Genomic DNA, 21,611 nt, shown 5'->3' with positions numbered 1-21,611 from the left:
TCCGACAGATGCGGGACGGGCCTGGTGCCAACGCGCATGCCGACGCCGACGCCAACGCGCATGCCAACGCGAATGCCAACGGCACCGGCAGCGCGGGGCTGCCGGTGCCGTTGGGTTGCCCGACCGTTTCGGAGCGGAGTTGACCGGTCGGGACTCCTACGAGCCGCGCAGGGAAGCGTTGAGGGATCCGTTCCGCTCGGGCACGCGCAGCGGGATCGGAATGAAGGTGTCCTCGTTGAGGCGCAGCCCCGGACCGTCCTCGTCGGCGGGGGGCTGCGGCGGCCTCTTCGTGCCGTTCGGCAGCACCATGGTGCCGTCCTTCTGCTGCTTGCGGGAGGTCTCCTCGTCACTGCAGTACAGGACGGTGCCGCCGATGGCGTGGCGGGACTTCTTGGGGCCGAAGACGAGGGGCGCGGGCTGTGTCACGGCCCCGTCGGAACAGTCGTAGCCGGCGGTGGGATTGCCCGCGGCCGCGGGGACGGCTGCTGCCGACAGACCGGGCGTGGCCATCGCCAGCAGGGCGGCGCCGAGAACAACCACGGCGGGATAGCGGATGCGCATCGCGCGTGCCTCCAGAGGTATGCCTGCGTGTGGGGGTCTCATACGGACATGTGAATACCGGCCCCGCGGGTGCGGGGGCCGGACTGTCACTCGCCAGGTGGCGTGTCAGCGGGGCGAACGGCCCACCGGCGCCCGGCAGTACGACAACCGCCATTCCGGACGCGAGCGGAGCGAGATCGGCCGCGGACGAAGTCCGGGGGCGACGAGAAGGCGAAGTCGGTCTGTGCCGCGGCCGCGTCAGCCGGAATACTGCCGTCCCGGTCCCGCGATGCGATCAACACTCCGGAAGGACTTGGCATGCCACGGATACCCCACCGGCTCGCCGTACTGGCCGCCGCCCTGCTCACCGCGACCGGCCCGCTGACCGTCCTGGCCGCCCCGGCCGCGGCAGGGCAGGCACCCGCCGCCTCGCGGGCCACCGCCTCCGACACCGCGCCGACCGTGGAGGAGCAGCGGCTGGACCAGGCCGTGCCCCAGGAGATCCTGCGGCGCGGCGGATTCGACACGGTCGCGCCGGACTTCGCCCGCGCGCTGGCGGGCGCGGACTCGCTCCGGCAGGCCGAGCGGGTGGTCGGCCGGCACGGCGCGCGGCTGTGGGAGCGGGCGGTGGACCGGGCGCAGGGACGCGGACCGCAGGGCCCGGAGGAGGAGCTGAGTCGGGACGACGACCGGCCGCTGTACTGGGCCCGGCTGGGCATGACCCGCGCGCTGGCCCAGTGGCGGCCGTCCTTCCCGCTGAGCGAGGCGCGCAGGGCTCGGCTGCTCGCCGCCCTGGAGCGCTCCTCGCGTGGCCAGGACTCCCTGGACCTGCCTGCGGGCAAGCGGTTCAAGCGGATCGTGGTGACCGGCTTCGACCCCTTCCAGCTCGACGCGGACATCCGCCGCAGCAACCCCTCGGGGGCCGCGGCGCTGGCGCTGGACGGCACCGTGATCCACACCGCGGCCGGGCCGGCGCGGATCGAGGCCGCGGTCTTCCCGGTCCGCTGGGCGGACTTCGCGGACGGCACGGTCGAGCGGACCCTGCTCCCCCGCTTCCGTTCCGGGCCCCGGCGGGCCGATCTGTTCATGACGATCAGCCAGGGGCGGGTGGGGCGGTTCGACGTGGAGCGCACCAACGGTGCCTGGCGCGGCGGCTACCCGGACAACCTCCGGGTGTCGCGGACCGAGACGGTGCCGGTGCCGCCCGGGGTGCCCAGCACCGAGCCGCAACCGCAGTGGACGAGGACCACCCTGCCGTACCGGACGATCACCGCCGCGGACACCGGTCCCTTCCCGGTCTACGACAACACGGCGGTCACCGAGATTCCGGCGGGCGGGACGGAGCCGGTGGTCAGGCCGGACGGGCCGACCGAGGGCTCCACGGCGCGCGCGGGAGGTGGCGGCGACTACCTCTCCAACGAGATCGCCTACCGGGCCACCCTGCTGCGCGACGCGGTCGGGCTGGACGCGCCCGGCGGCCACCTGCACACCCCGGTGCTGAAGTTCGGGCCGGACAACACCGACCCGGCCACCGGTCAGGTCACCGATCCCGACTTCGTCCGCAACCGGCTGGCGATCATCGCCCAGGTGCGTGAGGTGCTGTGCGTCGCGACGGGCACACTGGCCTCATGATCCTCGCAGCAGCGCAATGCACTCCCCTGCCGTTGGACGTGACGGCCAACGCGGCATCGATCGCGGGACAGATCGAGGGGGCGGCCGCGCGCGGGGCCCATCTCGTGGTCTTCCCCGAGCTGTGCCTCACCGGCTACGACCCGTCCGCGATCGCGGCCGACCCCGAGCGGCTGGCCGTCACCACCGATGACGCGCGCCTGGCACCGGTGGCGGCGGCCTGCCGGGCGGCGGGCGTCGCGGCGGTGGTCAACTGCGCGGTGCGCGAGGGGCGGACGCTCACCATCACCTCGCTGGTGTTCGGCCCGGACGGCGAACTGCTCACCGCCTACGACAAGCTGCACCTGTCCGGTGAGGAGAACGACGTCTTCGTCCCCGGCGACCGGGACGGCCGTTTCACCCTCCACGGCGTCCCCTTCGCCCTGGCCATCTGCTACGACTCGCGCTTCCCCGACGTGGCCGAGCGAGCCGGCGCGGACGGCTGCGCGGTGTACCTGTCGAGCGCGGTGCACGACCTGGAGACCGATGTGGCGCGCGGCGAGCCGCACTACCCGGCGCTGGCCAAGCTGGGCGGTCTGTATGTCGTACTGGCCAACCCCGGTGGTGTGACGGGGAGCTTGACGGGCTGCGGGCGCAGCGCGGCGTGGGGCCCGGACGGCGGCCTGCTGGCCGAGGGCCCGTCCAGCGGGGCGGGCCTGGTGCTGGTCGAACTGCCCCTGGGCCCGTCCTGAGCGGTGGCGCCGGGAAGACACGTCGGCGCCGGACGGGCCGGCAACGCGGCGAAGCCGCATATCGGTATTGCCGGCCCGTCCGGCGCCGTCCGCTTCAGGCAGCGCCCCACCGGAATTACTTCTCCGTGGTCGCCTTGTTCAGATTCGCTTTGGTCAGAATTCCGGTGAGAGGCACCGAGACCGGAAGAACCTCATAGTGGTCTTCCATGCTTTTCTGAATGAATGAACCGGCGACCTGACCGCCATCGGCGCTGGCGGGCGTTGCGAAGCCACCGAGGAGCGCGGCGGCTCCGACGGCGGCGGCTGTAGCAATACGGTGCATGATGTGACGATCTTCCTTGTGGATTACCGAGGGAATTCACTTCCCCGGTGAATGGCACCTCATTGATACACCGCGCGTGCGCCGCTATGCGTTATTTCGCCCCTGCGCGGGATGGGAAAAACGATCCGTCAGCCGGCTTGGGTCAGCTGAGCCCTGGGCGGCGGCCGCCGCCTCGTCCTCGCCCGTCAAGTCACGTACCAGGAGAGTCGCCCCGGCCACCGCGCCGGGCATCACCAGCACCGCGACGAACGGGATCAGGAAGAGCAGCGCCAGCGGGACCCCGAAACCGAGGGTGAGCAGCCGGCGCCCGCGCAGCATCCGCAGCCGCGCCTTCAGCGGGACGCCGCGCCGGGCCAGCGCCACCGCGGTCAGTTCCTCGGCGAGGAAGAAGCCGGAGACGCAGAAGCCGAGGGCGGGGATCACCGTCTGGCCGACGAACGGCACGAACCCCAGCGCGAAGAGCAGCACACCCCACACCGCGGCCCGGATCACCACGGCGAGGCTCTCCCGCGCCGAGAGCCACAGCTCCTTCCACAGCGGCAGCCCGGACTCGGGCGCGGTGCCGCCCACCGAGCGGTCCACCTCCTCGGAGAGCGACTCGTAGAAGGGCTGGCCCACCAGCAGGGTGACCGCGGTGAAGGTGATCACGGCCAGCAGCAGACAGGTGCCGACCAGGAGGAGGGCGAGCGCGCCCCGGAAGAGGCCGAGCCAGGGGGTGGCCCAGTCGTCGGCGAAGGGGGTGGCCCAGGCGATGATGTCGTCGGTCCACCACACCAGGGCCACCAGCGCCGCGAGGTACCCGAGGAGGGTGATGAGGGCGGGAATCATCCCGAACCCCCACCACCGTCCGTGCCGGGTGACCCAGCGCTGCCCCTTCACCAGATAGCCGAAACCGGCGGCAAGATCACGCATGGCCCGCAGCTTAGGGGACCCTCCAGGGGGTACCTCCCGGCGGACCAGGAAGGGTCGGTCGCCGGGGGTCGGCCGCCGGGTTCAGTCGTCGAGGCTGACGACCATCTTTCCGGTGTTGGCGCCGCGCAGCATGCCGAGGAAGGCGTCCACGCCGTTCTCGATGCCCTCCACGAACGTCTCCCGGTAGCGCAGCCCGCCCTCGCGGATCCAGCCGCTGACCTCGGTCATGAACTGCTGCTGGAGCGCCCGGTGGTCGTTGACCAGCATGCCCTGGATGCGCAGCCGCTTGCCGATGACGAGCGCGAGGTTGCGCGGCGCGGCCGGCGGCTCGGTCTCGTTGTACTGCGCGATCATCCCGCAGACGGTGATCCGGCCGTGGACGTTGAGCCGACCGATCGCCGCCTCCAGGTGCTCGCCGCCGACGTTGTCGAAGTAGACGTCGATGCCGTCCGGGGCGGCTTCCTTGAGCTGGTCGGCCACCGGGCCGTTCTTGTAGTTGAAGGCGGCGTCGAAGCCGTACTCGTCGATGAGCAGCCGGACCTTCTCGTCCGACCCGGCGCTGCCGATCACCCGCGAGGCACCCTTGAGCCTGGCGATCTGGCCGACCTGGCTGCCGACCGCGCCGGCCGCGCCGGAGACGAAGACCGCGTCGCCCTCCTTGAAGGAGGCGACCTCCAGCAGACCGGCGTAGGCGGTGAGGCCGGTCATGCCGAGCACGCCGAGGTACGCGGAGAGCGGGGCCGCGTCCGGGTCGACCTTGACGGCGTGCCCGGCGTCCAGCACGGCGTACTCACGCCACCCGAGTCCGTGCAGGACGTGGTCGCCCACCGCGATCCCCTCCGCCTCGGAGGCGATGACCTCACCGACCGCGCCGCCGTCCATCGGCTGGTCCAGCCGGAACGGCGGGATGTAGGACTTGACGTCGTTCATCCGGCCGCGCATGTAGGGGTCCACCGACATGTGGAGGTTGCGGACGAGGATCTGGCCGGGGCCGGGCTGGGCGACGGGCACCTCGCGGAGCGCGAAGTCCGACGGCTTGGGCCAGCCCTCGGGGCGGGCGATCAGGTGCCATTCGCGGCTGGTGGCGGGGGTGGCGGTCATGGCGGGTGCCTCCTAAAGCTTCAGGTACTGAAACAATCATTGGCATCGATATTTAAGGAAGTCAAGTAATTGGGTAGGCTGGGTCGCATGACGCCACGCACCGACCCCCTGACCCTTGAGGTCGTCGAGCTGATCGGCGCCATCGTGGCGCGCTACCACGAGGAGTACGAGGAGGCGGCCGCCGGGTACGCGCTCACCGGCGCCCAGGCACGGCTGCTGTCGCTGCTCGCCCGCGAGCCCGCGCCGATGCGGCGGATCGCCGAGCAGCTCAAGTGCGAGCCGTCGAACGTCACCGGGATCGTGGACCGGCTGGAGGCCCGCGGGCTGGTGGAGCGCCGCCCGGATCCGGCGGACCGGCGGGTCAAGCTCGCGGCGGCGACGGAGGAGGGGCTGCGGACCGCCGCTCAGCTGCGCGGGTCGCTGAACTTCGCGCGGGAGCCGCTCGCGGCGCTTTCGGAGGGGGAGCGCGGGGCGCTGCGCGATCTGCTCAAGCGGATGCTGGAGCTGCCGTAGCGCAGGCGGACGCCGGGGTTGCCGTAGCGCAGGCGGATGCCGGGGTTGCCATGCGCACGCGGGTCCGGCACGAGCCCGGGGTCAGCAGAGCACCCACCAGCGGCAGGTCGGCTGGGAGCTGGTGGGCTCGGGGGTCGGGTCGGAGGTGGGCTGGGCCGTGGACGGATCGGGGGCGGGGGACGAGGGGCCCGGGTCGCTGGGCTGGGTGGGGTCGCCGCCGGGGGCCGGGGAGGTGGCGGTGGGCCGCGGGGCACCGGAGGGCGAGGCGCTCGCTCCCGGGGATGGAGTGGCCTCCGACCGGTCCTTGTCCCGTTTCTTCTTCTTGCCCTTCTTCTCGTCCTCGTCCGCCGGGCGCTCGTCCCCGGGCATGGTGCCGTGGCTCGGCGCGGCGGATGGTCCGGCACTCGGGGCGCCGGGTCCCGGCTCGTCCGGGTCCTGGTAGCCGCGCTCGGCGACCGACTGGCGGTCGTCGGTGGTCTCACGCTCGTGGAAGAGGCCGCCCTCGGTGGACAGGTCGGCGACGAACACGGCGGCCAGGATCGGACCGAGCACCGAGGCGAGGATGACCACCCGGCGGCCGCGCCCGCGCCTGGCCCGGCGGGCCCGACCGGCCGGCCGGCGCGGCTTGCCGTGGGACGCCTTGCGCCGGGACGCGCGCGTCGAGGTGTCACCGGTCGGTGGTTCCTCGGCCCCGGCACCGGGCCGGGCGGACGACGCCGAATGGTCCTGGGCGGGGGCTCCGCACCCCGGGCAGGACAGCGCACCGTTGAGGTACCGGTGGCATGGCGAGCAGTAATCCCTATCCATCTCGCGGGGCAGATTATGTGACCCCCGGGTAGGCCAGATACCGCTCCGTGTGAGGATCGTGTGCAGACCTCACAGGGCCCCAGGGCCGGGTTCGCCGGGGCACTCGGGGCCGGTGGCGTCCGGTCCGAGGCCGCCGCGCAGCCGCTGGGCGCGGAGGACCAGCTCCAGCTCGAACCGGGTGTCGGGGTCCGTCACCTCGTCCCCCCACAGCTCACGGATCTGCCGCAGCCGGTAGCGGACCGTCTGCGGGTGCACCCCCAGCAGGGCGGCCACCTCCGGGGCTCCGCCGCGCGTCTCCAGCCAGGCCAGCAGGGTCTCCGCGAGGTGCCGGCGGTGGGCGGGGCCGCACCGGGCCAGCGGCGCCAGCCGCCGCCGGGCGAGGGCGTCGATCAGCTCCTGGGGCGGCAGCAGGACCAGTGCCTCAGTGTGTTCGGCGCAGTCCAGCAGCTCGTCGCCGGGCAGCAGCCCGCGCTCCATCAGCCCGACCGCGACGGTGGCCCAGCGCAGCGAGGTGGCCGCGTCGGCGAGCGGCACCGCCGGGCCGAGGGCGCCGGTCCAGCCCGCCGTCGCCCGGCGGAGCAGCTCCGGCCGCCCGGGGGCCTCCGGTTCGGGGACGACCATGCGCGGCTGCTCGCGTTCCATGTCCAGAAGGACGCCCTCCGCGACGGGGGGCGGCAGCGCCTCCTGGGCGGGGCCCAGCCGGGCGGGCCGGCGCAGCACGGCCACCGCGACGCGCTCCGGCAGCGGCCACCCGATCCGGGCGGCCCGCTCGGCGAGCGCGTCCGGGTCCTGCCGGTGGCGTTCGCCGAGCAGCACCTGAAGCAGGCGGCGCTGGAGCCGCAGCCGTTCCCCGGCCTCGCGGGCGGCGGCCTCGGCGTAGCCGAGCATGGACTCGGCGACCAGGCCGTCCAGGTACTCGAACCCCGTCTCGGCCAGCTCGTACATCGCGGGCGCCGGGATCTCCATCCGCTGGCCGAGCTCGGCGATCCGGCGCCAGGCCAGCCGTACGCCCATCCGGTACATGCCCTGGAGCGAGTCCAGGCTCCGGCCGTGCTGGACCTGGCCACGGCCGAACTGCTGGAAGAGGGTGGGCGGGTGGATCCGGGCTGCGCGCCCCGAGTCCGAGGTGATCTGCTCGATGAAGTGCTCCAGCGCGCCCCGGATGGCGACCAGCGCCATGGGCACGCCGTGCTCGTCGGGGATGGCGGGAAGCCTTGGGTACTCGCGGCGGATCTCGCGCAGGATGTCCTCCGCCAGCGCCGGGATACCGGCGATGAACTCCTCGGCGAAGGCCCGCTTGAGCCGCGCGGGGACGCCGGCCCATGCCGAGCCCAGGGGGGCCACCGCTAACGCTCCCCCGGCGCCGTCCCGGCCGTGGGAAAGGTGACCAGGGGGACGTTGGGCTGATCGGGCGGGGCGTTCAGCAGGGCGACGATTCCGACGGCGGCGGCCACGGCGAGCCCGGCGGCGAGGACCGCGGTCAGTGCCGCGACGAGAAGTCTGGGCATGGCGCGTTGAGCCCCTTCCATCTGGCTACGCACCGGCCCCGGTCCGGATTCACGGTCAGGATGCGGGGGGCATTGACACTAAGTCAACCCTTTGCCTACGGTCCCGGCCCAAACAGATAACTCGTCAGTAGGGCCGGTCGGTGCGAATCCGCCACGGCCACCAGGCCGTTTTCCGACCGGCGTCCTGGCCGCCCTGACCGAGAATTCCCAGACTCCCCACGGGACGGAGTGCATGCCATGCGCCGTTCGGTATCTCCGCTGCATCTGATCATCTTCGGTTTTGGCATATTCCTGCTGGTTCTGGCGCCGATGCTGGCCTGGTACGTCGAACCGCGCGCCAAGCGCACCCCCATCGACACCGACGTCACGACGGTCTTCACCGGGCAGGGCAGCTACTTCGACGCCGACGCGGTCAAGGAGCGGTCCGGCCAGCGGCTCACCATCACCCGCCATGTGCTGGGCGATGTGCGGGACAGCGACCGGAACACCGCCGTGTGGGACGTGTCCACGACCATCGACACCCCCAAGAGCCTGCCGCTGAAGGATCCGCGCAAGTCCCTCCAGTGGACCACCGAACGGTGGGTCACCGACCGGCGTACCAACGCCCCCGAGCACTGCTGCGGCGAGTCCCCGCGGCCCTTCCAGGGCGAGGCGTACCTGAAGTTCCCCTTCGACCTCCACAAGCGCACCTACCGCTGGTGGGACAGCACGCTGGGCGCCACGGTGCCGCTCCGGTTCGCCGGGACCACGGAGGTACAGGGCCACCGGGGCTACCGCTTCACCGGCAGTGTGCGGCCCACCGAGGTCGGCTCCCGGCAGGTGCCCGGACGGCTGGTGGGCCGCGCCCGGCAGGGCCAGGTGCAGGCCGAGGAGTGGTACTCCAACGAGCGCATCGAACTCGTCGCCGACCAGCGCACCGGCCGGATCATCAACGCGACGATCTCGCCCCGGCTGGCGCTGCGCGCCCCCGGCGGCAAGGGCGGCGACCGGGTCACGCTGCTGCACGGCAAGAGCCTGGAATTCACCGTGGCCACCCAGCGGGAGCAGGTGGACCTGGCCAAGGATGACAACGACCAACTGGACCTCGTGGGCCGGACCGTGCCGCTGATCGCCGCTGTGACCGGCGGTTTCCTCACCGCGGCCGGTGCCGTGACGCTGGTACGCGGCCGGCCGCGCCGGGCCCGCGGCTGAACTCGGGTGATGAATCGCCCGTCCCTGGCGGCCCGGAAATTGTCACCTCGGTGAGTAGCCGGAGTCGAACGCTTCGGCGAAAACTTGAGCACACCTCACGAGCACGCACGCACCCCCCGGTCCGCTCCCCCCGCTCTCCCTCCCCCGAGACGAGTTGGAGCGCTCATGCCCCAGCACGTGAAGACCTCACCCCCCACCACCCGCCCTCAACCCCCCACCATTCGCCCTGAACTCCCCGCACCCGCCCTGACGCAGGCCGCGTCCTGCGCGCAGATCCCCAGCGCCTCGCAGCTCCTTTCGGCGGCCGGCCCGGCCGCGGCCGCCGCGCCCCCGGCGCGGCCGGCGACCCCGGTGCCGCGCCGGATCGTCTTCCTGGCCCGGCGCGACCTGGGCAATCCGGCTGCCGGCGGCTCCGAGTTACTGATCGACCGGATCGCCGACGGGCTCACCGCCCACGGCCACCAGGTCACCCTGCTGTGCGGCGGACCGGCCACCCACCGGGGCTACCGCGTGGTGTCGGTGGGCGGCGACGCCGATCACTATCTGCGGGCGCGCCGCGCGTTCGCCCGGCAGGTCGGCGACTGCGATCTGCTGGTCGAGGTCAGCAACGGCATGCCGTACCTGGCGCCGCTGTGGCACCGCGGGCCCACCCTCTGCCTGGTCAACCACGTGCACACGGAGCTGTGGGGGATGCGGCTGCCGGCACCCGCCGCGCGGCTCGGCAGACGCCTGGAGCACTGGGCGCTGGCCGGCACGCACCGCGGCAACCTGATGGTGGCGGTCTCCGGCTCCACCGCCGCGGCGCTGCGCACGCTGGGCGTACCGCAGGACCGGATCCGGATCGTGCACAACGGCGTGGCGGAGCCGGGCAGGCTGCTGCCCAAGGCCCCCGAGCCGCTCTTCACCGCCATGGGCCGGCTGGTGGAGTACAAGCGGATCGACCTGCTGCTGCGGCTGTGGGAGCGGGTCCGGCCGGTCACCGGCGGGCGGTTGGTGATCGTCGGCGACGGTCCCGAGCGCTCCCGGCTGGAGGCGATGGCCGGGCCGGGCGTCACCTTCGCCGGGCGTGTGTCCGAGGAGGAAAAGCACCGCCTGCTCTGCCAGTCCTGGCTGTTGCTCCACCCCTCGCTGGTCGAGGGGTGGGGGCTGGTGGTGATGGAGGCCGCGATCCGGGGCACCCCGGCGATCGGCTTCGACATTCCCGGCCTGCGGGACTCCGTGGCGGACGGTGTCACCGGCGTACTGGCGCGCGGCGAGAGCTCCTTCGCCGCCGCCTGGTGCGCGCTGGCCCTCAGCGGGACGCGGCGGGAGGCGATGGGGGCGGCGGCCCGCCGCCGCGCCGAGAACTTCCGCTGGAGCGGCACGGTCCGGGGCTTCGAGGAGGTGGCGGCCGAGGCGTTCGCCGCCTTCTCCGGCCCGCGTCCGGCCACCGCGCCTTCAGGACCCCCGGCTTCGGCACCCCCGGCTTCGGCTTCGGCGCCCCCGGTCTCGGCGGCCTCGGCATCCCCGGTTTCGGCGGCTTCGGCGTCCTCCGCGCCGGGGCCGGGACCCGGGCGGTAGGCCATGCGCGACCCATCGGTGCGGCGGTCGGTGGCGCTGTTCCGTGCCTTCCTGCGCGAGCAGACCGACCCGGAGCACTGCTACGGGCTGCTGGCCCGGGACGCCGTACGGCAGGTGGAGCGGTACGAGCCGCTGCGCGGCCGGCTGGTCGTCGACATCGGCGGCGGCAGCGGGCACTTCACCGAGGAGTTCCGACGACGCGGCGCGCACAGCTACCTCTTCGAGCCCGATATCCGGGAGTTGGGCGCCCGCGGCCGCACACCGGCCGGGGCGGTCGTCGCCGACGGCTATCTGCTGCCGCTGGCGGACGGCGTCGCCGACGTCTGCTTCTCCTCCAACGTCCTGGAGCACGTGGCCGATCCGCAGACCTTCCTCAGTGAGATGGTGCGGGTGACCCGGCCCGGCGGGCTGATCTACCTCTCGTTCACCAACTGGCTCTCGCCCTGGGGCGGCCATGAGACCGCGCCCTGGCACTACCTGGGCGCCCGCCGGGCGCGGCAGCGCTACCAGCGGCGCACCGGCCGCCGGCCCAAGCACACCGTCGGCGAGAACCTCTTCCCCGTCCACATCGGGCCCACGCTGCGGCAGGTGCGCGGCCGCGACGACGTGTCGGTGGTCTGCGCCCGCTCCCGGTACTGGCCGTTCCTCGCCGAGGCCGTCACCCGGGTGCCCGGACTGCGTGAAGTCGCCACGTGGAACCTCCTGCTGATCCTGAGGCGGTCGCCATGACCCAGGTGCTCCACTCCCCTCCGCCGGCAACTCCCCCGGCATCGAGCGCCGCTCCGGAGGCCCGGCGTCCGGATCCCGGGCGGCCCCGGGGGCGGCGCTGGCTGTTCGGCTTCTTCGCGCTGACGCTGGTGGCCTTCCTCGCACCCTCCCCCGGCAAGATGACCTTCGACACCAAGCTCGGGGTGGCGCTCGATCCGTTCGGCTTCCTGGGCGACCTCACCCACTTATGGCACGACCGGGCCGGATTCGGCGGCATCGCGGACCAGTACATCGGCTACGCCTTCCCGATGCTGCCGTACTACGCGCTCGCCGACGTGGTGCACCTGCCGGTGTGGCTGGCCGAGCGGCTCTGGCTGTCGATCGTGGTGACCACCGCCTTCTGGGGCGCGCTGCGGCTGGCCGAGCGGCTGCGCGTCGGCTCGCCCGCCACCCGGCTGCTCGCCGCGGCCGGATACGCGCTGTGGCCGACCTTCTCCATCGTGGTGGGCTCCACCTCGGCGGCCGCGCTGCCCGGGGCGCTGCTGCCCTGGGTGCTGCTGCCGCTGACCAACCCGGCCACCAGTGCGCGGGTGGCCGCGGCCCGCTCCGCGCTGCTGATCCCGTTCATGGGCGGGGTGAACGCCGCCTCCACGCTCGCCTCGCTGCTGCCGGTGGGCCTGTACCTGCTCAGCCGGCCGGCGGGGAAGCGGCGGCGGGCGCTGCTGGGCTGGTGGCTGCCGGGCGTGGTGCTGGCGACCGCCTGGTGGGTGGTGCCGCTGCTGCTGTTGGGCACCTACGGCGAGGACTTCATGCCGTACGTCGAGCAGGCCGACACCACCACCGCGACGATGTCGGCGACCGAGCTGCTGCGCGGCACCGGCAACTGGGTTGCGTACCTCAACTTCGGCGACGCCTGGCTGCCCGGCGGCTGGACCGCGGCGACCTACACCCTCGCCGTGCTGGGGTCGGCGGGCGCGGCGGCGCTCGGCCTGGCCGGGCTCGCCCGGCGCGATCTGCCGGAGCGCCGCTGGCTGCTGCTGACGGTGCTGGCGGTCACGCTGATCACGCTCGCCGGGTACGGGGGCGCGCTGGGCGCGCCCTTCCACGGCACCGTGCAGGAGTGGCTGAACGGCTGGCTCAAGCCCTTCCGGAACATCTACAAGTTCCAGCCGGGGCTGGCGCTCGCCCTCGCCTTCGGCATCGCCCATCTGACCGCGGTGGCGGCCGCGCGCCCGCTGCCGGGCGGCCGACCCGCGCCCGCGCGCGAGGCCGCGCCGGGGTCCGGCCGCGGGCCGAGCGCCGGGCAGGGATCCGGTCGCGGGCCGGGCGCGGAGCCGGCATCCGGTCACGGGCCGGGCGCGGAGCCGGCATCCGGCCGGGGGCCGGTGCCCGGCCGGCTGGCCGGGGCCGGGCGGTGGCTGGTGCCCGCACTGGCCGGACTGCTCCTGCTGCCCGGCCTGGCCCTGCCGTACCTCAACGGAACCGCGCTCCAGCCGGGGGCGTTCAAGAAGCTCCCCGGGCACTGGGAGCGGGCCGCGGACTGGCTGGAGAGGAATTCCGCGGGCAGCCGCGCCCTGGTCGTCCCGGCCACCGCGCACGGCCTGTACACCTGGGGCGATCCGATCGACCAGCCGCTCGACGTCCTCGCCGACTCCCGCTGGGCGCAACGCGATTACGTACCGTTCGGCACCCCCGGGTCACGCCGGACGATGGACGCCGTGGAGCAGGCGCTGATGACCGGCGCCGAGGTGCCGGGGCTGCGGGACTTCCTGGCCCGGGCCGGTCTGTACGAGGTGGTGCTGCGCAACGACCTCGACCCCGATCAGCTGGGCTATGTGCCGCCGCAGACCGTGGCGGCCACCCTGGAGGCGTCCGGCTACCGCAAGGTGACCGGTTTCGGCCCTCTGCTGACCGGCGGCCGGATACCCGACGACACCCCGGTGCAGGTGCAGGGGCTCTTCCCGCGCCGGCAGGCGGTGGAGATCTACCGGCCGGTGGACAGCGCGCGTCCGGGGCCGGTCGGGGTCCGGGCGGTGGCGGCCACCGCGCAGGTCAGCGGCGGACCGGAGGCGCTGCTCCAGCTGTCGGCCGACCCCACGCTGCGGAACCGTCCGACCGTGCTCACCGGGGACGCCCATCCCGGGATCGACACCCCGCCGGTGCAGTTCGTCGCGGACGGGCTGCGCCGCGCCGACACCCGCTTCGGCCTGGTCAACGCCAACACCTCGTACACCTACACCGCCGACGAGCGGAACCACCCGGGCAGTCTGCAGAATCCGGGAGCGGCGCCGAAGCAGATCCTGCCGGTGTCCGGGAGCGGCCACCAGACGACGGCGGTGCTGCGCGGCGCCGCCCGGGTGACCGCCTCCAGCAGCGGCACCTGGCTGTTCCATCTGCCGCAGTACGACCCGGTGAACGCCTTCGACGGCAACCCGGACACCGCGTGGGCCGAGGGCAGCGCGGGGCGGCCGGTCGGGCAGTGGCTGCGCGCCGACTTCACCGAGACCGTGACGATGCCCGCCTCCCTCCAGCTGACGCCGCTGCCCGGCGACGGACTGCGGGCCGCGCCCACCGCCGTGCGGGTGGAGACCGAGCAGGGCAGCGTCGACAGCCCGCTGCAGCCCGGCGGCGGCCCCCAGTCGGTGCGGGCCCCGGCCGGGCCCGCGAAGTGGCTGAAGATCACCATCGTGGGCTCGCAGGAGCCGCGCCCCGGCCTCTCCGGTGCCGGCTTCTCCGAGGTGTCGGTCCCCGGGGTGCAGGTCACCAGGCTGCTGGCACTGCCCTCGGACGCGCAGGGCGGCGACTCCCCGGCCACGGTCTTCTCGCTGCACCGCGGCAGCGACCCCGGCGGCCTGTCGCCGGTCTCCGCCGAGGTGGGCCTGCACCGCCAGTTCCGCACCGCCTCCTCCGGCGAGTACGCGGTCTCGGCCCAGGCGCTGGCCGTGCCCGGCCGGGAGCTGGACCGACTGCTGGACACGGTGGCGCCCGAGCAGCGGGCCCGGATCCAGGTGACCGCCGACTCCACCAGCCGGGCCGGTACGGCTCTGAGCGCCCGCAACCTGGTGGACGGCGACCTGACCACCGCGTGGATCGCCGGAGACCGCCCGGTGCTGCACCTGCGCTGGCCGAAGAAGCGGGAGATCGACGAGATCGTGTTCGCGGCGGCGGGCGGCATCTCCACCCGGCCCGAACAGGTCGTGATCAACTCCCCGGACGGCGCCGCGACGGCCGGGGTCGACGAGATGGGACAGGCCAGGTTCGAGCCGATCACCACCGACCGGCTGGACATCACCATCAGCAAGACCGTGCCGCTGTCGCTGCACAATCCGCTCGCCGGGCAGGACCTGCAACTCCCGGTCGGCCTCAGCGAGGTGTACGTCCCCGCGCTGGATGAGCTGCGTACCCCGCCGCCGGACCCCCGGGCGCGCTTCACGCTGCCCTGCGGGCAGGGCCCGCCGCTCGCGGTGGACGGCACCCTGCACGCCACCAAGGCCTCCGGTCGGGTACGGGATCTGACCGAGCGCCGTCCGGTGACGGTCGAGCTGTGCGCGGGTGACGCCGAGGACGGCACCCTCGACCTGGGCTCCGGACGCCACCGGGTGGAAGCGGGCGACGCGGGCCCGCTGGCGCTGACCGACGTCACCCTGCGGCGCGGAACGGCCCAGGCGTCCGCCCCGGCGGACCGCGCGGTCAAGGCCACCGACTGGTCCGGCGACGACCGCACGGTGCGGGTCGGCGCGGGCCAGGCGGTCTACCTCCAGACCTACGAGAACCACAACAAGGGCTGGCACGCCACCCTCGACGGCCGCCGGCTCACCCCGGTGCGGGTCGACGGCTGGCAGCAGGGCTTCCTGGTCCCGGCCGGCGCCGGCGGCACGGTCCGGCTGAGCTACCAGCCGTCCACGACGTACCAGGCCGGGCTGATCGGCGGTGCGCTGGGCGTGGTGGTGCTGCTGGGGCTGGCCCTGACCCGGCGTCATGCGGGCGCCCCGACACGGGAAGAGTGGGAGATCGCGCCCCCGGCGCCGGGCGGAGTGCTCGGCACGGCCGCCCTGGCCGCGGTGCTGGTCGCGGTCGCCGGTCCGCTGGCGCTCGTGGTGCCGGTGCTCGCCGTGGTCGCCTGGTGGCGCCCCGCGCTGCTGCCGCCGACCGCGCTGGTCGCCATGGCCGCCGCGGGCATCGTCGCCGCCACCGGCGCGGGCCGCCCGGCCGGACTGGACGACGGCGCCTTCAGCCCCGCCGCCCAACTCCTGGCGCTCATCGCCCTGACCGCCGCCGTCATCACCGTGCCCACCCGCATCCCCGGCCGCCACGCGGCAGCCCGACCCGGCGAAAGCCCGGCCGGCGACGGGGAGGGCCGATCGGACGGCGCGGACAGCGTGGGTCCGGGTGCCGACCGTCCCGGCAGCCCGGGGCCCGGCCCCGGCGCGGGCGCGGCCACGGCTCCGGGCGCCGGCGCGGTCGGCGGCCGCACCATCACCGCCGGTCCGGCGCCCTTCGGCGGGCAGCCCCCGCCCACCCCGCCCCCGCTCCCGCACCGCACACCGGGCGCGAGCGGACCACCACCGGGTTCCGCCACCCCGGGCGGCCGGCCGAGCGCCGGAGCGCCCCCCACGGAGCCGCCGGACCCCCACGCCCAGCGAAGCCCGCACGACACAGGGGAGGGCAACGCCCGATGACCACGCTCCACGAGCACCGTCGGGCCCACCCCCCGGCGGTCATGCCGCCCGGCCAGGGCGGGCGGTCCGAGCAGAGCGGGCACGCAGGCCCGGACGGCTCCCGCACCGCCGGAGCACCTGCCTCCGCCGGGCAACCCGGCAGCACGCCGCCGCCGGGGCTCGGCGGACAGCCCCGGAGGGGCGGGCAAACCGGGGCCGGCGGACCGGCAGGCCGGGGCCGGCCATTGGGGCCCGGCGGGCAGGCTGGCCCGAGCGGGTGGGCCGGGGGCGGGGCGCCCGCCGCACCCACCGGCCCGCACCACCGTCCGCGACCGCACGCGCAGCACATCCCGCACGACACGGGGAAGGACAACCGCCGATGACCACGCTCGACGAGGGCCGCCGCGACGATCGCGCGGCGGGCACGGTGCCCGGCGCGGGGGCACCGCGGCCGGGCGTGCCCGGGCCCGCCCACCCCGCCGGACCGGTGCCCGCGCAACCCGCCGGACCGGACTCAGTCCCCGCGCCCACGGCTCCGCCGGGAGGCCCGCCCGTAGACCCCGCGGGCCCGGCGTCCTCGCCCGCGCGCTCCGGCAGACCGGGCCCGCCGCCCGTACAGCCCGCCGGGCCGGGGGGTTTGGCCGTGGCCCGGCCGCTGTCGCGCGTGCCGTTCCCCACGGTGGACGAGGTGTCCCGGCACTGCTACCAGGAGCAGGAGCCGGAGACCGTGCACATCGAGATCCACCTGCCCGGCCGCCCGGAGCCCGGTCGGCTGCGTGACGCCTTCCACCAGGCGCTGCGGCTCCATCCGCGGATCCTCATGCGTCAGGCGCCCGGCAGCTGGTGGCGGTGGCGGTACGAGTGGGAGCTGACCGACGGTCCGGACCTGGACCCGGTGAGCTTCCCGCCGCCCGCCGCCGACGCCCTGGACGCCGCAAGGGCCCGGGCACTGGCCCAGTGCCCGCCGATCGAGGTCTCCCCACCCGTCCGGCTGGAGCAGGTGATCCGGCCGGACGAGCCTGGCTGCGTACTGCTGCTGACGATCAATCACACCGCGCTGGACGGCCCGTCCTGCCTGCGGATCCTCGCCACCGCTGCCACGCTGTACAGCGGCCGGGAGAACCCGCCGGCGCCGCCGCCCGCCCGCGCCGCGACCGGCGACGGGCCGGCGCGGCGGTCGTCCCGCTCCGCGCCCGGCGCCGGACGAGGCCGTTCCCGGCCGGCCCGGATCGCCGCCGACACCCCGTCCCCAGGCACGCCGGGCAACGGCATGCTCCTGCTGGACCTGCCGGTCCCGGCCCGCCCGCCGCACACCGGTCCGGGAGCCCAGCGGGCGCAGTCCGCGGGAGGGATGGCGGTCCGGCCGACCGTCAATGACCAGCTGCTGGTCGCCACCTGTCTCACGGCGGCCCGCTGGAACCGCCTCCATGACCGGCCGGCGGCACCGGTGCGGATCACCATGCCGGTCGACGACCGGCCGCGCGCGGCCGAGATGCCCATCGGCAACGGCACCCGGCTGGTCGAGGTCGGTTTCGGCCCGCAGGAGCGGACGGACGCCGAGCTGCTGACCGCCGAGCACCCCGACCCGGCGGCGGTGGCCCGCCTGGTGCACCGCACCGCCGAGCTCACCCGGGCGCTCAAGGCCAGGCCCGCCGCACAGCTGGGGCCGGCGGGCACCCTGCTCACCGCCCCGCTGCTACCGGTCGGGCTGCGCGCCGCGGTGACCCGGGGCATACGCCGGGCGGCGGCCCCGTGGACGTCGACGGCCCTGCTCAGCAACATCGGGCGGGTCGCGTTCCCGCTGGACTTCGGCGACGCCGGCCAGGCCACCGCGGTCTGGTTCTCCGCCCCCGCCCGGATGCCGCGCGGCCTCACCTTCACCTGTGCCTCCACCGGCGGCCGGCTGCATCTGACGCTGCGCTGGTCGCGCGCGCTGCTCGACGACGCGGCGGGCGCGGCACTGGGGGAGATCTTCACCCGCGCACTGGCCGCCACCGCGCCCGCCGACCCGTATCCCGTGGCCGGGACCCCCCCAGCCGCTGGAGGTGGCTCATGAGTGAGCGCCAGGCCGCCGCCAAGCCGGTGACCACCACCCCCCGTTCCGCCGGCCCACGTTCCGCCGCCCCCGGCTCCGGTCCGCAGCTCGCCCCCCGGTCCGGCCCGCGGCCCGCCGCCCGGTCCGGGGCCGCCCCCGGTCTGCGGGACTTCTACGAGGACCCGGCCGTACCGGTCGCCTCCGGTGCGGAACGCAGCCGTCGGCAGGCCCGGATGCTGGCCCGCGCCCTCGGTCCGGCGACAGCCGGCCGCCCGGCCACGGTGCTGGACATCGGGTGCGGCGACGGCACGGCCGCGGCCGTGGCCCTGCCCTATCTGCACGGGCACCGGGTCGTCGGGGTCGACTGGTCGCAGGACGCGCTGCGCCGCGCGGCGCCCCGGCTGCCGGCCGTGGTGCGCGGGGAACTGACCGACGGCGGGCTGCCGTTCGCCGCCCGCAGCGCGGACGCGGTGCTGTTCAGCGAGGTCATCGAGCATGTGGTCGACCCGGACGCGGCGCTGGACGAGCTGCGCCGGGTGCTGCGTCCCGGTGGCCATCTGCTGCTGTCCACCCCCAACCTGGCGGCCTGGTACAACCGCGGCCTGCTGCTCGCCGGTGTGCAGCCGGTGTTCTCGGAGGTGAGCCTGCGCGGCATCCACGGCCGTCCCGGCAGCCAGGTCGTCGGCCATCTGCGGCTGTACACCGCCCGGGCGTTGCGCGGTTTCCTGACCGCGTCCGGGTTCGAGGTCGCCGCCGTGGCCGGGGCGCCGTTCCACGGGGTGCCGGGCCCGCTGCGCGGGCTGGACCGGGCCGTCTGCCGGCTTCCGTCGCTCGCCTCCATCCTGCTGGTGCACGCGAGGCGGGTGTAGTCGTGCTGTGGGGTGTGGTGGGCGCGCTGCTGGCCAACGTCCTCTACAGCACCGGCTTCGTCCTGGAGAAGCGCGCCCTGTCCGGGCTGCCGCCGCTGAGCGTCACCAGCCCCGCCCGGCTGGTGCGGCTGGTGCTCGGCAGCCCGCTGTGGCTCGGCGGCGCGCTCGCCCTCGCGCTGGGCTTCGGCGCCCAGCTGCTGGTCTACCGCACCCTGCCGATCGCCGCCGCGCAGGGCCTGTTCGTCTCCGGGCTCGTGCTGCTGCTGATGCTCTCCTCCGCCGTGCTGGGCGAGCGGACCAGCGGGCGCGAGCGGCGCGGGATCGTGCTGATCCTGGGTGCGCTGGTGATGGTCGTCGCCTCGCTGCGCGGCGGCGAGTCGATCAGCCACTCCGCGCCCGCCGGTGTGCTGCTCGCGGTGTGCGCGCCCGCGCTGGCCGCGGGGGTGTGGCTGTACGCCGCGGCGGAGCGGCGGGCCCGGCGGCGGCACCGGCTGCCGACCAGCGGCCTGGCGTACGGCGTGGCCATCGGACTGCTGTACGGGGTGAGTTCGCTGGCCATCAAGGGGGTGTCGGGGGTGCTGGCGACCCTCCCCCGGTCTCCGTCCGGAGGGATCCCCGGCCTGGGCGCGGCGGCGGCCCGGCTGGCCCAGACCCCGTACCCGTATCTGCTGCTGTTCACCGGCGCCGGTGGGCTGGTGCTGTCGCAGACCGCGCTGCAGCGCTGCCGGGCCTCGCTGATCGTGCCGGTCTGCACGATGATCACCTGCGTGTTCACGGTGGCCTGCGGCACGGTGGTCTTCGGCGAGCCGCTGCCGCACGAGCCGCTGCACCTCGTCCTGCGGCTGGGCGGCACGGCGCTGGCGGTGACCGTGCTGCTCACGCTGCCCCGCCATGACCCCGAGCCCGCGGCCGGGGCCCGATCCGCCGCCGCGGAACCGGACCCGGCCCCGCGCACCCTGACCGCCACCGCCAAGCCGCACGGCGGCACCGACCCGGCGGCTGCCGCCCGCAAGCCGCACGGCGGCACCGGCCCCGGGACCGTTCCGAAGCCACGGGCCGCCGCCGGACTCCCCCGGCGGCACCCGGCCGCCCGAGGTACCGCCCGACGTACCGGAGGAAGTACGCCATGAAACCCGATGACCCGCTGCTGAAGATCCTGGCCTGCCCGCTCGACAAGGGCCCCCTCGCCCTGCTGCACCCGGACGAGGCGCTGTACAACCCGCGGCTGCGGCTGCGCTACCCGATCCTCGACGGCATTCCGCAGCTGCTGCCCTCCTCGGGCGAACAGGTCGGCGCGGAGGAACACCTCCGGCTGCTGGCGCGGCACTCCGCCGCGGCCGCTGCGTCACGATGGGAGCCATGACTCCCACGACCGACGCGGCCGGCCCGCCGGCCCCGGACGCCGACGCGCCCTTCCCCTTCATCCTCGTACTGCTGCGCAGAATGGCCGACTTCCATCCGGAGCTGGTCGAGGACGCGCTGCGCGAACTGGGCTACAGCCGCGCCGAGATGCGCGAGGCGAACAAGCGCTGGCAGGCCATGCAGCGTTCGCCCCGGCGCCGCGGCGCGGCCGCCCGCTACCGCTCGGTGCTGGGGCCGCCGGAGAGCACCGGGAGCCGCCGCATCGGCGATCTGACCTGCCAGGCGCTGTGCTGGCGGGTGGACCTGTGGCCGGATCTGCGCTTCGAGGTGCTGCTCGCTCCGGGCGGCGGGGTGTGGAACGAGTGGCTGGTGCGCGCCCCGGGCGCCGGCGGGCCCGAGCCGCGCACGCTGGCGGATCTGACGCCCTGGTCCTGCACCGTGGACGAGGTGGCGCGCGCCTTCGCACCGGTGCGGCCGATGGAGGGCACCGCGCCCACCCGCTGGCGGCTTGCCTTCGCCGCGCCGGCCGATCCGGCGGCCGCGGCGGCCGGTGAACTCCGCTCCTGCGTGGCGGAGTTCACCTGGGGGCTGCTCCAGCGGGTGGACGCGGGAGAGATCAGGCCAGCTTCGCGGTGAGGGTGATCTCGGTGCCGGTGAGTGCCTGGCTGACCGGGCAGTTCTTCTTGGCGTCCTCGGCGGCGGCGCGGAAGCCGTCCTCGTCCAGGCCGGGCACCTGACCCTCCACCGTCAGGTGGACGCCGGTGATCCCGGTGCCGGGCTGGAAGGTGACGTCCGCCTGGGTGCGCAGCTGGGTCGGGGGCGTGCCGGCCTGGCTGAGGGCGTGCGAGAGCGCCATCGAGAAGCAGCTGGAGTGCGCCGCCCCGATCAGCTCCTCCGGGCTGGTCTTGCCGTTCGCCTGCTCGGCGCGGGACGGCCAGGAGACCGCCTGGGACCCGATGCCGGACGAGTCGAAGCTGACGGTGCCCTGCCCCTCGGTCAGGTTGCCGGTCCAGACGGTGTGCGCGGTGCGCGTCGTTGCCATGCTCGATGCCTCCTGTGGATGACGTACGGCGGTGGGCCCGGGCAGCGCGTGCCGCCCCGGGTCCGGTGGTGCGGTGTGTCGATCATCCGGGCGCCGGCCGCGCGATGGGGCGCGACCCGCCCG

At 74.7% G+C, this 21,611-nt stretch carries 20 protein-coding genes; 12 read left to right on the top strand and 8 right to left on the bottom strand.

What is annotated here, in order from left to right; all coding sequences use genetic code 11:
* Window positions 1–156: 156 nt before the first annotated feature.
* The gene (locus tag AC4BDD_RS21265; RefSeq protein ID WP_490687043.1) at window positions 157–561 is read right to left on the bottom strand and encodes a hypothetical protein; all 405 of its coding nucleotides are present in this window, start codon (window positions 559–561) and stop codon (window positions 157–159) included.
* 297 nt (window positions 562–858) lie between these two features.
* On the opposite strand from AC4BDD_RS21265, the gene AC4BDD_RS21260 reads away from it, so the two are divergent.
* Window positions 859–2,172: a pyroglutamyl-peptidase I gene (locus AC4BDD_RS21260; RefSeq protein ID WP_490687042.1), complete on the top strand. Its 1,314-nt coding sequence runs from the start codon at window positions 859–861 to the stop codon at window positions 2,170–2,172.
* Complete coding sequence (locus AC4BDD_RS21255; protein ID WP_490687041.1) at window positions 2,169–2,900, top strand: carbon-nitrogen hydrolase family protein; 732 nt, start codon at window positions 2,169–2,171, stop codon at window positions 2,898–2,900. Before AC4BDD_RS21260 ends, AC4BDD_RS21255 begins: the two co-directional genes overlap by 4 nt.
* Before the next feature lie 115 nt (window positions 2,901–3,015).
* On the opposite strand, the gene AC4BDD_RS21250 is transcribed toward AC4BDD_RS21255, so the two are convergent.
* The 3 genes from AC4BDD_RS21250 to AC4BDD_RS21240 form a co-directional block, all read right to left on the bottom strand.
* Complete coding sequence (locus AC4BDD_RS21250) at window positions 3,016–3,222, bottom strand: hypothetical protein (protein WP_490687040.1); 207 nt, start codon at window positions 3,220–3,222, stop codon at window positions 3,016–3,018.
* An 84-nt stretch (window positions 3,223–3,306) separates the two neighbouring features.
* Window positions 3,307–4,134, bottom strand: a complete 828-nt coding sequence (locus tag AC4BDD_RS21245) for an EI24 domain-containing protein (protein WP_490687039.1) — start codon at window positions 4,132–4,134, stop codon at window positions 3,307–3,309.
* Window positions 4,135–4,215: 81 nt separating this feature from the next.
* Window positions 4,216–5,235: an NADP-dependent oxidoreductase gene (locus AC4BDD_RS21240; RefSeq protein ID WP_490687038.1), complete on the bottom strand. Its 1,020-nt coding sequence runs from the start codon at window positions 5,233–5,235 to the stop codon at window positions 4,216–4,218.
* A gap of 87 nt (window positions 5,236–5,322) precedes the next feature.
* Between AC4BDD_RS21240 and AC4BDD_RS21235 the strand changes: the two genes are divergently transcribed.
* Window positions 5,323–5,748, top strand: coding sequence for a MarR family winged helix-turn-helix transcriptional regulator (locus tag AC4BDD_RS21235; protein ID WP_490687037.1), 426 nt, complete (start codon window positions 5,323–5,325; stop codon window positions 5,746–5,748).
* An 81-nt stretch (window positions 5,749–5,829) separates the two neighbouring features.
* On the opposite strand, the gene AC4BDD_RS21230 is transcribed toward AC4BDD_RS21235, so the two are convergent.
* From AC4BDD_RS21230 to AC4BDD_RS21220, 3 genes are all read right to left on the bottom strand, one after another.
* Window positions 5,830–6,555, bottom strand: a complete 726-nt coding sequence (locus tag AC4BDD_RS21230; protein WP_490687036.1) for an SCO2400 family protein — start codon at window positions 6,553–6,555, stop codon at window positions 5,830–5,832.
* A 69-nt stretch (window positions 6,556–6,624) separates the two neighbouring features.
* The gene (locus tag AC4BDD_RS21225) at window positions 6,625–7,899 is read right to left on the bottom strand and encodes a PucR-like N-terminal domain-containing protein (RefSeq protein WP_490687035.1); all 1,275 of its coding nucleotides are present in this window, start codon (window positions 7,897–7,899) and stop codon (window positions 6,625–6,627) included.
* A 2-nt stretch (window positions 7,900–7,901) separates the two neighbouring features.
* A complete protein-coding gene (locus AC4BDD_RS21220) occupies window positions 7,902–8,063 on the bottom strand; it encodes a hypothetical protein (protein WP_490687034.1) in 162 nt (53 codons plus the stop codon).
* A 237-nt stretch (window positions 8,064–8,300) separates the two neighbouring features.
* Between AC4BDD_RS21220 and pgfA the strand changes: the two genes are divergently transcribed.
* The 9 genes from pgfA (at window position 8,301) to AC4BDD_RS21175 (ending at window position 21,082) form a co-directional block, all read left to right on the top strand.
* Complete coding sequence (gene pgfA, locus AC4BDD_RS21215) at window positions 8,301–9,254, top strand: cell envelope lipid trafficking protein PgfA (RefSeq protein ID WP_490687033.1); 954 nt, start codon at window positions 8,301–8,303, stop codon at window positions 9,252–9,254.
* A 165-nt stretch (window positions 9,255–9,419) separates the two neighbouring features.
* Window positions 9,420–10,814 (top strand): glycosyltransferase family 4 protein, encoded by a 1,395-nt coding sequence (locus AC4BDD_RS21210; RefSeq protein ID WP_490687032.1) that lies wholly within the window; start codon window positions 9,420–9,422, stop codon window positions 10,812–10,814.
* A 3-nt stretch (window positions 10,815–10,817) separates the two neighbouring features.
* On the top strand, window positions 10,818–11,543 hold the full coding sequence (locus AC4BDD_RS21205) for a class I SAM-dependent methyltransferase (protein WP_490687031.1): 726 nt from the start codon (window positions 10,818–10,820) through the stop codon (window positions 11,541–11,543).
* Window positions 11,540–16,201 (top strand): alpha-(1->3)-arabinofuranosyltransferase domain-containing protein, encoded by a 4,662-nt coding sequence (locus AC4BDD_RS21200; RefSeq protein WP_490687030.1) that lies wholly within the window; start codon window positions 11,540–11,542, stop codon window positions 16,199–16,201. Before AC4BDD_RS21205 ends, AC4BDD_RS21200 begins: the two co-directional genes overlap by 4 nt.
* Window positions 16,202–16,844: 643 nt before the next feature.
* Window positions 16,845–18,236, top strand: coding sequence for a condensation protein (locus AC4BDD_RS21195; RefSeq protein ID WP_490687029.1), 1,392 nt, complete (start codon window positions 16,845–16,847; stop codon window positions 18,234–18,236).
* Window positions 18,233–19,084: a class I SAM-dependent methyltransferase gene (locus AC4BDD_RS21190; protein ID WP_490687028.1), complete on the top strand. Its 852-nt coding sequence runs from the start codon at window positions 18,233–18,235 to the stop codon at window positions 19,082–19,084. Before AC4BDD_RS21195 ends, AC4BDD_RS21190 begins: the two co-directional genes overlap by 4 nt.
* A gap of 2 nt (window positions 19,085–19,086) precedes the next feature.
* Window positions 19,087–20,214: a hypothetical protein gene (locus AC4BDD_RS21185; RefSeq protein ID WP_490687027.1), complete on the top strand. Its 1,128-nt coding sequence runs from the start codon at window positions 19,087–19,089 to the stop codon at window positions 20,212–20,214.
* Window positions 20,211–20,447: a Trm112 family protein gene (locus AC4BDD_RS21180; protein WP_490687026.1), complete on the top strand. Its 237-nt coding sequence runs from the start codon at window positions 20,211–20,213 to the stop codon at window positions 20,445–20,447. Before AC4BDD_RS21185 ends, AC4BDD_RS21180 begins: the two co-directional genes overlap by 4 nt.
* The gene (locus AC4BDD_RS21175; protein WP_490687025.1) at window positions 20,444–21,082 is read left to right on the top strand and encodes a hypothetical protein; all 639 of its coding nucleotides are present in this window, start codon (window positions 20,444–20,446) and stop codon (window positions 21,080–21,082) included. The genes AC4BDD_RS21180 and AC4BDD_RS21175 overlap by 4 nt, the downstream gene beginning before the upstream one ends.
* Here the strand turns inward: AC4BDD_RS21175 and AC4BDD_RS21170 are convergent.
* Window positions 21,063–21,488 (bottom strand): OsmC family protein, encoded by a 426-nt coding sequence (locus AC4BDD_RS21170; RefSeq protein ID WP_490687024.1) that lies wholly within the window; start codon window positions 21,486–21,488, stop codon window positions 21,063–21,065. The two genes, AC4BDD_RS21175 and AC4BDD_RS21170, sit on opposite strands and share 20 nt — an antisense overlap.
* Between the last annotated feature and the right edge of the window lie 123 nt (window positions 21,489–21,611).

This window comes from Streptomyces sp. JLBT605, from assembly GCF_058215555.1.
The sequence above is the reverse complement of the archived record's forward strand: the minus strand, read 5'-3'. Positions and strand labels throughout refer to the sequence as shown.